Source organism: Rhodococcus erythropolis R138 (assembly GCF_000696675.2).
Lineage (GTDB): Bacteria > Actinomycetota > Actinomycetes > Mycobacteriales > Mycobacteriaceae > Rhodococcus_F > Rhodococcus_F erythropolis.
In genome coordinates this window covers 2823616-2836360 of sequence record NZ_CP007255.1, presented here as the reverse complement: position 1 = coordinate 2836360, position 12745 = coordinate 2823616, and the positions used below count along the sequence as shown (strand labels likewise).

Sequence of the window (12745 nt, the reverse complement as noted above, 5' to 3'; positions counted from 1 at the left end):
GGGGCTTCAGTCCGCAACTCGGTCAGCTGCTGAAATGCTCGCCGAGCAACCGGTCCAACTCCGTCGGCGCCTCGTCGGGAATCCAGTGGCTCACACCCCGGAGAACTTCGAACCGATACGGACCGTCGACAAACGCGGGAGTGAGGGCAGAACCCTTGGGCCCGATGGCGGCGTCGCCGTCACTCCAGACGTGCAGGGTCGGCACGGTGACCCGGGCAGCTGCCGGGTTCGGCTTGGTCATCCACATCGCGCGGTACCAGTTCAGACCGCCGCGCAGTCTGCCGGGAGCGAGCATGGCGTTCAGATCGCGCCGCGCATTCGCCGGCGTCTGCCCACTCGAAACCAGGAACTTCTCGCCCAGCGAAGTCGAGGCCAGAATCTTCTCAGGAACGAAGGGCAATTGGAACGCCCCCATGTACCACGATTTCAGTCCCTGAGTGCTGGTCACCATCGCCTTGATGAAGGCCAGCGGGTGCGGAACCGACACCGTGGTAACGGTATCGAGCAAATCCGGCCGTTCGGCAGCCACCTGCCATGCGACTGCGGCACCCCAGTCGTGGCCGACCAGGTGCACCTTCCCCACACCGAGTGTGTCGATCAGCGCGACAGTGTCGGCGGCGAGTTCGGACCCGCGGTAGGCCCAGCGCGCTTTCGGCCGGGCACCGGGTGAGTACCCTCGCTGGTCCGGCGCCACGGTGCGGAAGCCGCGGGCGTGCAGTAACGGCGCGAGATGATCCCATGAGCGGGAATCCTGCGGAAATCCGTGCAAGAGGACCACGACCGGACCGTCTGCCGGTCCTTCGTCGCGTACGTCGAAGGTCAGCCCGGACCGGGAGTACGAGGTGAGGCGATCCGCCGGCGTAGTCATAGCGCCACGCTAGTCTTCGCGGCCCGTGTAATCGGAGCCTTTTCACCTGCGCGCAGGAACTGGCCTGTCTTTTCGATGCCGAATCCCAGGGCGAATTCACCTTCGCGGTAGACGAGTCGGCCGTTGATCACTGTCGCGACGGCCGCATCGTCGCTGCGGTTGACCATTCGACTGATCCCGCCGTACTCGGGAACGGTTGCCTCGAACAAGCCGTCGACCGACTCGTCGAGCCCGGCTGGATCGATGACAACGAAGTCCGCGCGGTCGCCCTGGCGTAGATGTCCGGCGTCGATGCCGTACCAGTCCGCCAGTTCACCGGTCAGGCGGTGGATTGCGCGCTCGATGGTGAGGAACGGCTTGCGGTCACTCTGAGCGTCCTTGACGCGCTTGAGGAGTCGCACCGGGTAGTTGTAGAACGCCATGTTGCGCAGATGTGCGCCGGCATCGCCGAAGCCCATCTGCACACCGGAACTCGCGGCGAGTTTCTTCGCGAACTTGGGCCGGTGATTGGCAATGGTGGTGCGCCAGCGAAGATCTCGCCCGTACTTCACCACCAGGTCGAGGTACGCGTCCACCGGGTGCACTCCGCGGATGTCACCGACCTGACCGAAGTTCTTGCCGATCAACGTCTCGTCCGGGCATCCCACGATGACCGCATCGTAGAAATTGCGATGCCAGATGCGGGGTGAGAACTTGTTGTCGTAGTCCTTACGGAATGCGCGACGGTACGACTCGTCCTGGAGCAGTTCGTTGCGCTCCACCTGGTCCTTGAGATGCAAAGCGGCGGCGCCGGCACCGAACTCCTCGAACACGACCAGGTCGATTCCATCCGCGTAGACGGTGAAGGGAACCGGAAGGTGCTGCCACTTGAAATCGGTCTTCGCGAAGCGATTGAGCAGTGGGGCCGCAGCGAGCATGAAGTACACGATCACCGGGTAGGCCTTCGAATCCGCACCGGAGAGCAGCGACGTCTTGAGCGGCTTCTTGCGTCCGATGGCGGAGCTTTCGGCGAAGAACGCCGCGACGTTCGGATGCAGGTTGATGGTCGGAGCGCTCTGCAAGATCTTTCCGCGATCGCGAAGGATGCGGTTGAGGAATCGGAACTCTTTCCACCGTGCATACGTCGACGGCAAAGAGCGAGAACGGTATTCGTCGCCGTCGATCTTGTCGAGGGCATTGGTCATCGACGACAGGCCTAGCATCCCCGCATCGATGGCGTCCTCGAGCATCGAGCCCATCCGGCCGAGTTCCGAGCGGGTCGGCTTGACCTTCTTGTCGGTGCCGCGCCCCAATCCGAGTACGTGCGTGCGGATGTCGGAGTGGCCGATGAATGCCGCGACATTGGGTCCGAGGGGAAGGGCTTCGAGTGCGGCGGTGTAGGCCGCGGGACCGGTCCAGGTCTTGTTCGCTTCGAGGATGCGCAGCACCGCGTCGTGGGGAACTGCTTCGACCCGGCTGAACAGGTCAGCGATTTCACGCGGGGTCGAATACACCGTCGACAGTGAGCAATTGCCGAGCACGACCGTAGTGACGCCGTGGCGAACCGATTCCGGAAGGCCTGGACTGACCAAGGCTTCGGCGTCGTAGTGCGTGTGGACGTCGACAAAGCCCGGGAGAACCCACTTGCCGGCCGCGTCGATCACCTCGGTGTCCGGCCCGATCTCCAGGCGCGTCGTGGACACCTCCGCGACCACGCCGTCTCGAATTCCGAGATTTCGACGCAGACCAGGAGCCCCCGTCCCGTCGAACCACAACCCGTCGTTGACCACGATGTCGAAAGCAGACACTGTCGGACTCCTCGCCTCACGTATGTGTTACCTCACGTTATAGACAGCGTTGAGTAAAAGTCAATGAACCTCCCGAACCAATACATAAGATGTCGGAATGGCCGCAGTCCCCCGCTCCCCCGAAGACCGTCAGAGGCAAATCCTCGAGGTAGCAGTACACATGTTGCGGACCGAGCCTTTCGACCAACTGTCGATGGATCGCGTCGCAGCCGAGGCCGGTGTCTCGCCGCCACTGCTGTTTCACTACTTCAAGAACAAGAAGGGTTTCCAGAACGCCATCCTCGAGGCTGCCTCGGCCGATCTCGAAGATCGAATGCGACCGGATCCCGAACTACCGATCACGTCCCAGCTGCGTTCAGGTATCGAAACTTTCGTCGATGCCGTTATCGAGCACCCCACCATTTACCTCGCCGTGATGCGGATGGCCGGCAGTGGCGACGTCCGGATGCGCACGATCTATCGCGGGATGCGCCGAACGTTCACCACATGGATCGTCGCCGCGCTCACAAATCTGGGCATCGAATCGAATGCGACCGTCGAGGCGACCATCGCCGGGTGGCAGGCATTCATGGAGGAAATAGTCGTCAACTGGATCGACGAGCCGACCCTCGAACGAGGCGAGATGGTCGACCTCTGCGAACGAGTTTTCTACCACTGCCTACCGGCGGCGGGCATCAGCGTGGAACAAATAGTGGCGGCCACCATGGCTGCGACAGCCAGTGAGTCCGGCGCAACAAAACTGTGATCTTCGCGCCGGGGTTTCACAGGTGGTCACGATTGGGTATCTTGCTTGCAGTGGCGCTGGACCACGACCCCAACACATGAAGGATCCAACATGGAGTCTGTCGAAAACGTATTGCCCGAGGGTGTCAAGCTCGAAGACGTCTTGAGTGTCCTCAAGGTCGCAGTTGCGGGCATCGGCCTCATCAGCGCACTTTCGGCATTCAGCTGATCGCAAAGCGTCATCGACAGGCCGGACTTCGGGGAGTCCGGCCTGTTTTTTGTTTCCGCTCCTGAACAATCCGTGAACTTTTCAGCAACTTCAGCGCAAAGTGGTCATTTCGACCAAAACAAGCGTCCAGTTTGCTAACTTGTGTCTGCGACACAAGGTCGTACAGAAACACCACGCAGACACAACCTTGTACATACAAACCTGTACATACGACACGGAGGACCGAAACATGGGTTCCATCAACACCCTCAGCGCCGTCATCGACATCATCAAGGTCGTCCAGCCGTTGATCGCCAAGCTCAACCTCAGCTGATTCGCTTGCACCACACCCCTGCCAGGGCGTAACTCGAAATGGGGCCGACATTGTCGGCCCCATTTTCCGTAGGTGCTCTATCTCAGCCGAGTGCCTTCTTGATCTCTCCTGCCAGTACCGACGCCAGCTGCGGCGGCACCGCATTGCCGATCATCGTGCGCACCGCTCCCCACTTACCCTCGAAGACGTAGTCGTCGGGAAAGGTCTGGAGGCGAGCAGCTTCTCGAACGGTCAACGATCGCGTGTGTTTCGGATGCACGTTGCGTGAAGCCGAGATCATCCCGAAAGTGGTTCCGACCGTGGACGCCGGCTCGTCCCACCGGAGGCGCTTGTACGTCGTGTTGTACCCGGACGACGGTCGCATGGCCGGATCTTCGTTGTCGTGCGCCGACATTCCTTCTGGTACATCACGCAGCCACCGCAAGACGTGCTCGGGATGCTCGACGGCCCAGTGCAGCGGGTCCGTCTCGCAAGCCTGCCCGGATTCCAGCGGGGCCAGGTCGACGGTGGCATCGCGAAAAGTCCTCAGCGGCGCAACACCATTCACGCCGTGAGTCTTCGGCGGAAAACGCAGCGGCCCGATACTACTGTCGCGGCGGGTCGCCACGATGAACACTCGTTCCCGGAACTGCGGGACGCCGTAATCCTGCGCATTGACCGTGTTGACCGACGCGTCGTAACCGCATGCAGCCATCTCGCCGAGAATCCGGTCGACGACCATCCCACCGTCCGGGTCCTTCATGCTGAGCAGCAGTCGCACGTTTTCCATCACCAAGACCTTCGGCTTCACCAATTCGGCGAGCTGCAGCAGGTTCCGGAAGAGATGGTTGCGCGGATCGTCGCGGTCTCGCCGGCCGGCGAGGCTGAACCCCTGACACGGCGGTCCCCCAGCCAACACATCGATGTCCACTTGTGCCAGAAGATCTTTCACCCGGGCTTCGTCGATCGCCCGAATGTCCTCGCCGAGGCACCTCGCGCCGGGGAAGTTCCGATCGAAGGTCGCACGCGCCTCCGGCACGACTTCGATGTATCCCTCCACCGAAAACCCCGCCATCCGAAAGCCTTCGGCCATACCGCCACAACCCGAGAACGCTGTCAATACGGTGGGGCCGCCGCTTCCTGCCCCCGCGACGGCACGCCTGGCCACCGAGGCGGGGTCGTTGACCGGTGTCACTCGACGCGCACGGGTACTGCCGCTCGATCGCTTCCGGGGGGCCGCGTACGTACCCTCACGCTTGGCCGCTTCCAGCGCGGAGAGGGCCGTGAGAACTGCTCGTTCCGCCGGTGGCTTCGGATACGCCTTGTCGAGTTCCCACGCGGAGACGACGGCTGACGAGACTCCCGCTTGACGGGCGAACTGGAACTGACTGATCCCCACGTCCAAGCGCCGTGATCGCAGGTCCTGTCCCGAAATCAATTCAGTGCCTCACTCATATGGTCCGCTCGCTCCGGCAGCCCAGACTATCGCAGCCGACCCCGTGAACCGGGACCTCACAAGGAAGACCGGCAGGCGGTAGGCCTGCCGGTCTCCGACACGAGCGGATGACGGGACTCGAACCCGTGTGAACGGCTTTGCAGGCCGGTGCCTAGCCACTCAGCCACACCCGCGTCAGTGAGTAACTCTGCCCTGAGTCACGGCGTCGAACCACAGTTCCGCTCAGCATGATTCGAGTGCGATCCCACCCGCCGTTCCAGTCTCTGGGAAAACTGCGAGCCCTTCGGGAACAAATCGGTCAGTCTCGATGCTGACTCCCTCGGCGGGCGCAGATCATACGAATTTCGCCCGAACGACCGAGCAGTTCGCCAGACCCAGACAACCCAGAAGGTTTCATGAGTGCCGAGAACACCGCCGTTGCCCCGCCCGTGAAGGCAGCTCCGCCCTTGGAGGCAGCCCCGCTGGAAATGAGCAGTGTCGACCGTAAGCCCAGCGTCGGGAAGATTCTTGCCCTCGGTTCCATGACTGCGCTCGGGCCCTTCACCATCGACATGTACCTGCCCGCGCTGCCGGATATCGCCGCCGATCTCGGGGTCTCGTCGTCAACGGTTCAGCTGACGATCACCGGAACTCTCATCGGCCTCGCACTCGGACAGCTGTTGGTCGGGCCGCTCTCGGACACTCTCGGCCGCAAGAAGCCGCTGCTCGCCGGGATCGGTGTGCACATCCTGGCTTCGCTGCTGGCGGTCTTCGCACCGAGCATCGCGGTCCTCGGCATCCTGCGGGTTTTCCAGGGCATGGGCGCGGCGGCCGCGGCAGTGGTCACCATGGCGATCGTCCGCGACCTCTACAGCGGTAACACCGTTGCCGTCGTGATGAGCCGGCTGATGCTCGTGCTCGGCGTTGCGCCGATTCTGGCGCCCAGCATCGGTGGCGCCCTCCTCGTCGCCCTCGACTGGCGCGGGATCTTCGTCGTCCTGGCACTGATCGGCGTCGGCACAGCGATGATCGGTGCTTTCGGACTGTCCGAAACACTGCCGAAGGAAAAGCGTCGCCCGAGCGGATTGAAGTCGGTTCTCCGCACCTACGGTTCGCTGCTCCGCGACCGCACGTTCATGGTCCTGACGCTCGTCTCCAGCGTCGGTATGGCGTCGTTGTTCGCGTATGTCTCAGGCGCGTCGTTTGTCTATCAAGATCAGTACGGCCTCAATCAGCAGGAGTTCGCACTGCTCTTCAGTGCGGGCGCGATTGCGTTGATCGGTGCTTCGCAGGTCAACGTCCGACTGCTCGATCGCTGGACTCCCCAGCAGATCACCAAGTGGGCCCTCGTGGCTGCCGTTGTCTCCGGGGCCGTCGTCATTGCCGTCGCGGTCCTGGAACTGGGCGGGCTAACCGGATTCGTGATCGCACTGTGGGTCATGGCCGGTGCCATCGGGTTCGTTCTTCCCAACGCCCCGGCACTGGCGCTCGCTCGTCACGGCGAAGCGGCCGGTACTGCCGCGGCAATGCTCGGTGCATTCCAGTTCGGCGTCGGTGCGGCCATCGCGCCGGCCGTCGGCCTGCTGGGAAACACGAGCACAGCCCTGGCCGTCACGATGACGGCGTGTGTGTCGCTCGGTCTGGTCGCTCTTCTGGCTACGACCCGAAAGAGTGATACGACCCGAAAGAGTGAATCGGTCTAACCGGCAGCGGAGAACCACTCGCTGTAGAAGGTGGCAAGTCCCAGGACGCACGAGATCGCGACGAAGATCCAGAATCTTGCGATCACGACGGTTTCCGGCCAACCGAGTAACTCGAAGTGATGATGGATCGGGGCCATCTTGAATACGCGTCGGCCGGACGATCGGAAGACCAGAACCTGGATGATCACCGACAGGATCTCAGCCACGAACAGGGCGCCGATGATGACCATTAGCAACTCGGTGTGCGTCGTGACGGACAGGCCGACCACCAGGCCGCCCAGCGCCAAGGAGCCGGTGTCACCCATGAAGATCTGAGCCGGGGCGGCATTCCACCAGAGGAAGCCGAGGCACGCCCCGCCTGCCGCGGCAGCGACGATAGCGAGATCCAGGGGGTCACGAACGTCGTAGCAACCGGCGGCAGGCTCGAGGACACACGAGTTCCGGTACTGCCAACCGGCGATGACGACGTAGGTCCCCAGGATCATGCCCATCGAACCGGCCGCGAGACCATCGAGACCGTCGGTGAAATTGACGGCGTTGGACCAGGCGAACACCAGAATGCAGAAGAAGACCACAAAGCCGATGGCACCCATGGAGAACACCGAGATATCTCGCACATGGGACAGGTACTGGCTTCCGGGGGTGACTCCGTTGTTGTTGGAGAACTGCAGGAAGAGAATGCCGAAGATGATGGCGCTCGCGAGCTGACCGACGGTCTTCGCCGTCTTGTTGAGCCCGAGATTGCGCTTCTTGCGGATCTTGATGAAGTCGTCGAGGAAGCCGACAATTCCCAGTGACGTCGCCAGCGCGAGAACCAACCAACCGGATGCAGACAGCCGCGGTAGCCGCGAGCCGAAACCGATGATGTGTGCCGCCAGGTAGCCCGCCCACATGCCGGCGATGATCGCGATGCCGCCCATCGACGGGGTGCCACGCTTGCCCTGATGACTCTGCGGACCCTCGATCCGAATCTCGTGCCCGAGCCCCTGCCGCGAAAGCACACGAATGAGAAACGGAGTCAGGAAGAGCGCGACGAACAACGAGACGCCACCCGCTACGAGGATTGAAATCACCCGTGGGACTCTACAGACGTAAGCGGCTGCGACACACAATCAGACAAGGCACCCGACCGCTTGCCAGCATGGGATGATCGAACTTATGTCTCCCCCCGCGCCGCTCCCCCTCGACCCCATCGAAGAGGCGCATCGTCAGTGGACGAAGCACGGTTGGAGCGATGTCGCCGACGGTATGGCTGCGGTCACGTCGGTGATGCGTGCGCAACAGATCATGATGGCGCGGGTCGAAGAGGTACTCAAGCCTCTCGGGCTGACCTTCGCCCGCTACGAACTGCTGACGCTTCTCACCTTCACCAGGTCGGGCGCCCTCCCGATGGCCAAGGCAAGTGCCCGACTCCAGGTTCACCCCACCAGCGTCACCAATGCCGTCGACCGTTTGGAGAAAGCGGAGCTGGTCAGACGGGTTCCGCATCCCAGCGATCGACGTGCGACGCTCATCGAGATCTCCGACGCGGGTCGCGCGCTGGCCCTCGAAGCCACTGAAATGCTCAACAGCAAAGTGTTCGCACACCCCGGACTCCAGCAGGACAAGCTCGAGCAATTGGTGACGATCCTCACTGAACTTCGCAAGACTGCGGGCGACTTCGACACCGGCGGCGCGCCCACCAAGTGGTGAACCGACGACCCGTACACACAAAGAAACTGCCCTCACACTCTCGACGAGTGTGAGGGCAGTTTCAGCTGTTCGAAAGTTCAGCGCTAACGAATTTCAGCGGTGCTTGAACTCGGCGGACCGCTTCTCCACGAACGCGGTCATGCCTTCCTTCTGATCCTCCGTCGCGAAGGTCGAGTGGAACACCCGACGCTCGAAGCGGACGCCCTCGGCAAGTGTGGTCTCGAAGGAACGGTTGACCGCTTCCTTGGCCATCATCGCAATCGGCAGCGACATCTCGGCGATGGTGGTTGCGGTCTTCAATGCGTCGTCGAGCAACTCGGCGGCCGGAACGATCCGGGCAACCAGGCCTGCGCGCTCGGCCTCTTCTGCGTCCATGTTGCGGCCGGTCAGGCACAGCTCCATGGCCTTGGCCTTACCCACGGCGCGCGTAAGGCGCTGTGAGCCACCGATACCCGGAATGACACCGAGCTTGATCTCGGGCTGGCCGAACTTCGCGGTATCCGAAGCGATGATGAAATCGCAGAGCATCGCCAGTTCGCAGCCACCACCGAGCGCGTACCCGGAGACGGCGGCGATCAGCGGCTTACGAGCGGCTGCGACGCGATCCCACGGGGTGAAGAAATCTTCGACGTATGCGTCCATGTACGTCTTGGACTGCATTTCCTTGATGTCGGCGCCGGCGGCGAAGGCGCGCTCGGAACCGGTGATCAGGATGGCTCCGATGCCGTTGTCCGCTTCGAGGTCGGCAACCGCGGCGACGACCTCGTTCATCAGCTCGGAGTTCAGGGCGTTGAGAGCCTTCGGGCGGTTGAGCGTGATGACGCCGACGCGACCCTTACGCTCGAGGATGATGGTGTTGAAGTCGGTCACTACTGTCCTTCGGTCGAACGGTCACGGATGTCGTTGATGATGGCAGAGAAGTCCTGACCGCCACCGCCCGCGGCGTGGAAGCGACTGTAGAGTTCCGCGGCCTTGAGCCCGATCTCCGCATCGACGCCGTTGTTGCGCAGCGCATTTGCAGCCAGACCGAGGTCCTTGTCCATCAGCGCGACAGCAAAGCCGGGCTGGTAGTCGTTGTTGGCCGGGCTGGTGGGCACCGGTCCCGGTACCGGGCAGTTGGTGGTCAGTGCCCAGCACTGCCCCGAGGCGTTGGACGCCACGTCGAAGAGCGCCTGGTTGCTCAGGCCGAGCTTCTCGCCCAGCACGAATGCCTCGCTGATCGCGATCATCGAAATGCCGAGGATCATGTTGTTGCAGATCTTGGCAGCCTGGCCGACACCGGCGTCGCCGCAGTGAACGACCTTGCGGCCCATCACGTCCAGCAACGGTGACGCGGCCTGGAAGTCAGCCTCGGAACCGCCGACCATGAATGCCAGCGTGCCTGCGGTAGCCCCGACGACTCCACCGGAGACCGGTGCGTCGACGCTGCGGTGACCGGCCGCTTCGGCCTTGTCGTGTGCCTCGCGGGCGTCGGCGACGTCGATGGTGGAACAGTCGATGAACAGCGTGCCCGGTGTTGCCACCGGCAGCAGCTCTTCGTACAGACCCAGAACATGCTTACCGCTCGGCAGCATCGTGATCACGACGTCGGCACCGCGAACGGCATCGACCGCCGAATCCGCTACCGATGCACCGTCTTTGACTGCCTGCTCCAGCGCCGCGGGTGCCAGATCGAAACCGACGACCTTGTGTCCGGCCTTGACGAGATTGGCCGCCATCGGGCCACCCATGTGACCGAGTCCGATAAATCCAATGGTGCTCATTAGTGATGCTCCTTCGGCGGTGATCAGTTGCCTTGCGGTTGAGGGGTGAGTCCGAGCTCGTTGTCGCCCAGCGGGGCGAAGTAGGCATCGACGGATTCAGCCGTGACATCTTCGAGGGTTGCCGGCAACCACTTCGGGTTTCGGTCCTTCTCGACTACCTGGGCGCGAATACCCTCGACCAGGTCGTGTGAGGCGAGCGCTGCCGTCGAGACCCGGAACTCCTCGTTGAGGACTTCTTCCAAGCTTGCTGCTTCCTTGGCATGTCGCAGGGATCGCAGGGTCACCGACAGTGCAATCGGGGACTTGCCGAGAATCTGCTCCGCTGCCTTCTCCGCCTCGGGGATTCCACTCGCTCGAAGACGCTCGACGATGGTGGAGACGTCGTCGGCAGAGTACGCGGCGTCGATCCAGCTCTGCTGGGCCAACAGTTCCGACACCGGAGCCGGCTCCGCGTACTGCGCCACGGCGTCGGCAACCGAAGACGACGCGAGTGCGGCGATGAACGTCTCGATGTTCTCCGACGGGATGAAGTGATCCGCGAAGCCTGCTGCGATGGCATCGCCGGCGCTCAGTCGCGCCGTGGTGAGCGCGATGTGCGTTCCGAGTTCACCGGGAGCACGCGAGAGCAGGTAAGTTCCGCCCACGTCAGGGATGAAACCGATTCCGGTCTCGGGCATTCCGATCATCGAGCGCTCGGTCACGATGCGAATGTCGCCGTGTGCGGACACTCCGACGCCGCCGCCCATGACGATCCCGTCCATGATTGCGACGTACGGCTTCGGGTAGTTCGCGATCTCGGAATTGAGGATGTACTCCTCACGCCAGAAATCGAGCGAACCGGTCTTGCCGTCCTTGGCGTCGTGGTAGATCGAGACGATGTCGCCGCCGGCGCACAGACCACGCTCGCCGGCGCCCGTGAGTACGACCGCCTTGACGTCGTCGTCGGACTTCCATTCCGCGAGTGCCTTGGCCATCGCCTTGACCATCGAGTGGTTGAGGGCGTTGATCGCCTTGGGCCGGTTGAGGGTGATGAGCCCCAGTCCGTCACGCTTTTCGATCAATACCTCGAGCTCGTCGCTCATGCTGCTCCTTGCTTTCCCTGACCTGATGCGACCACGCTTCGCGCGATGACCACCCTCATGATCTCGTTGCTGCCTTCGAGGATCTGATGAACCCGAAGATCGCGGACGATCTTCTCGATCCCGTACTCAGCAAGATAGCCGTACCCGCCGTGAAGCTGGAGAGCCTTGTTGGCTACGTCGAACCCGGTGTCGGTGGCAAAGCGCTTGGCCATCGCACACAACTCCACGACGTCGGACGCTCCGTCTTCGAGTGCGGCAGCGGCGCGCCACAGCAACGTCCTGGCCGCTTCGAGTTCGGTACGCATGTCGGCGAGCTGGAACTGCAGGGCCTGCGACTCGATCAGTGCCGAACCGAAAGCTTTGCGGTCCACCAGATATGCGACTGCCTTCTCCAGCGCCGCCTGGGCCCCACCGACCGAGCAGGCGGCGATGTTCAGCCGGCCGCCGTTGAGACCCTTCATGGCGATGCGGAAGCCGCTGCCCTCTTCACCGAGCATGTTGGCGGCAGGAACTCGCACGTCTTCGAAGATCACCTGACGGGTGGGCTGCGCGTTCCAGCCCATCTTGACCTCGTTGGCACCGAACGACAGTCCGGGCGAATCCTTGGGCACGATGAACGCCGAGATCCCTTTGGCACCGGCAGATCCGGTGCGCGCCATCACGACGTACACGTCGGAAGTGCCTGCGCCGGAGATGAACTGCTTGACGCCGTTGAGGATGTAGTCGTCGCCGTCACGAACGGCCTTGGTGCTCAAGCCGGCCGCGTCGGAACCTGCACCGGGTTCGGTCAGGCAGTAACTGCCCAACTGATCCATCGAGCAGAGTCCGGGTACCCACTTGTGGCGCTGTTCGTCGTCGCCGAACTGGTCGATCATCCACGTGACCATGTTGTGGATGGAGATGTACGCGGCGATCGACGGATCGCCCTTGGCGAGCTCTTCGAAGATCCGAGCAGCGTCGACGCGGCTCAGCTCACTGCCGCCCACGTCTTCACGAATGTAGATACCGCCCATTCCCAGGGACGCCGCCTTACGGAGGACGTCCACCGGGAAATGCTTGGTCTGATCCCACTCCACTGCGTTGGGCGCCAGATGCTCGGCCGCGAAGTCGCGGGCAGTGTCACGAATCGCCCGCTCGTCATCGGTCAGAGTAAACATGGAAGGTAGTCCGA

The 12745-nt window shown here is 62.7% G+C and carries 12 protein-coding genes and 1 tRNA gene; 4 read left to right on the top strand and 9 right to left on the bottom strand.

From position 1 onward, the window contains the following. Window positions 1-22 precede the first annotated feature (22 nt). Together H351_RS13290 and H351_RS13285 are read right to left on the bottom strand one after the other, a co-directional pair. On the bottom strand, window positions 23-868 hold the full coding sequence (locus tag H351_RS13290; RefSeq protein WP_029255715.1) for an alpha/beta fold hydrolase: 846 nt from the start codon (window positions 866-868) through the stop codon (window positions 23-25). Beyond that, window positions 865-2655, bottom strand: a complete 1791-nt coding sequence (locus H351_RS13285) for an N-acyl-D-amino-acid deacylase family protein (protein ID WP_029255716.1) — start codon at window positions 2653-2655, stop codon at window positions 865-867. The genes H351_RS13290 and H351_RS13285 overlap by 4 nt, the downstream gene beginning before the upstream one ends. Before the next feature lie 97 nt (window positions 2656-2752). On the opposite strand from H351_RS13285, the gene H351_RS13280 reads away from it, so the two are divergent. Continuing rightward, window positions 2753-3400, top strand: coding sequence for a TetR/AcrR family transcriptional regulator (locus H351_RS13280; protein WP_029255717.1), 648 nt, complete (start codon window positions 2753-2755; stop codon window positions 3398-3400). Between the two features lie 394 nt (window positions 3401-3794). Continuing rightward, window positions 3795-3920, top strand: coding sequence for a hypothetical protein (locus tag H351_RS32780; RefSeq protein WP_255246884.1), 126 nt, complete (start codon window positions 3795-3797; stop codon window positions 3918-3920). An 82-nt stretch (window positions 3921-4002) separates the two neighbouring features. Here the strand turns inward: H351_RS32780 and dcm are convergent, their stop codons facing one another. Both dcm and H351_RS13270 read right to left on the bottom strand, forming a co-directional pair. Then, entirely contained in the window at window positions 4003-5298 is a 1296-nt protein-coding gene (gene dcm / locus H351_RS13275; protein WP_021334279.1) for a DNA cytosine methyltransferase, read from the bottom strand. Window positions 5299-5457: 159 nt separating this feature from the next. Further along, window positions 5458-5528, bottom strand: a tRNA-Cys gene (locus H351_RS13270). 222 nt (window positions 5529-5750) lie between these two features. Here H351_RS13270 and H351_RS13265 point away from each other — a divergent pair. Next, window positions 5751-7037: a multidrug effflux MFS transporter gene (locus H351_RS13265; protein ID WP_029255718.1), complete on the top strand. Its 1287-nt coding sequence runs from the start codon at window positions 5751-5753 to the stop codon at window positions 7035-7037. Here H351_RS13265 and mraY read toward each other — a convergent pair. After that, entirely contained in the window at window positions 7034-8110 is a 1077-nt protein-coding gene (gene mraY / locus H351_RS13260; RefSeq protein WP_003941316.1) for a phospho-N-acetylmuramoyl-pentapeptide-transferase, read from the bottom strand. The two genes, H351_RS13265 and mraY, sit on opposite strands and share 4 nt — an antisense overlap. A gap of 85 nt (window positions 8111-8195) precedes the next feature. Between mraY and H351_RS13255 the strand changes: the two genes are divergently transcribed. Beyond that, a complete protein-coding gene (locus H351_RS13255) occupies window positions 8196-8729 on the top strand; it encodes a MarR family winged helix-turn-helix transcriptional regulator (RefSeq protein ID WP_020970065.1) in 534 nt (177 codons plus the stop codon). Window positions 8730-8822: 93 nt separating this feature from the next. Here the strand turns inward: H351_RS13255 and H351_RS13250 are convergent, their stop codons facing one another. Genes H351_RS13250 through H351_RS13235 form a run of 4 tightly spaced genes read right to left on the bottom strand, consistent with a single transcriptional unit; the run spans window position 8823 to window position 12731 of the window. After that, window positions 8823-9599 (bottom strand): enoyl-CoA hydratase, encoded by a 777-nt coding sequence (locus tag H351_RS13250; protein WP_029255719.1) that lies wholly within the window; start codon window positions 9597-9599, stop codon window positions 8823-8825. Continuing rightward, on the bottom strand, window positions 9599-10492 hold the full coding sequence (gene mmsB, locus H351_RS13245) for a 3-hydroxyisobutyrate dehydrogenase (protein WP_003941308.1): 894 nt from the start codon (window positions 10490-10492) through the stop codon (window positions 9599-9601). Before mmsB ends, H351_RS13250 begins: the two co-directional genes overlap by 1 nt. Window positions 10493-10515: 23 nt before the next feature. After that, window positions 10516-11574: an enoyl-CoA hydratase/isomerase family protein gene (locus tag H351_RS13240; protein ID WP_019749206.1), complete on the bottom strand. Its 1059-nt coding sequence runs from the start codon at window positions 11572-11574 to the stop codon at window positions 10516-10518. Beyond that, window positions 11571-12731, bottom strand: a complete 1161-nt coding sequence (locus H351_RS13235; protein ID WP_029255720.1) for an isobutyryl-CoA dehydrogenase — start codon at window positions 12729-12731, stop codon at window positions 11571-11573. The genes H351_RS13240 and H351_RS13235 overlap by 4 nt, the downstream gene beginning before the upstream one ends. Between the last annotated feature and the right edge of the window lie 14 nt (window positions 12732-12745).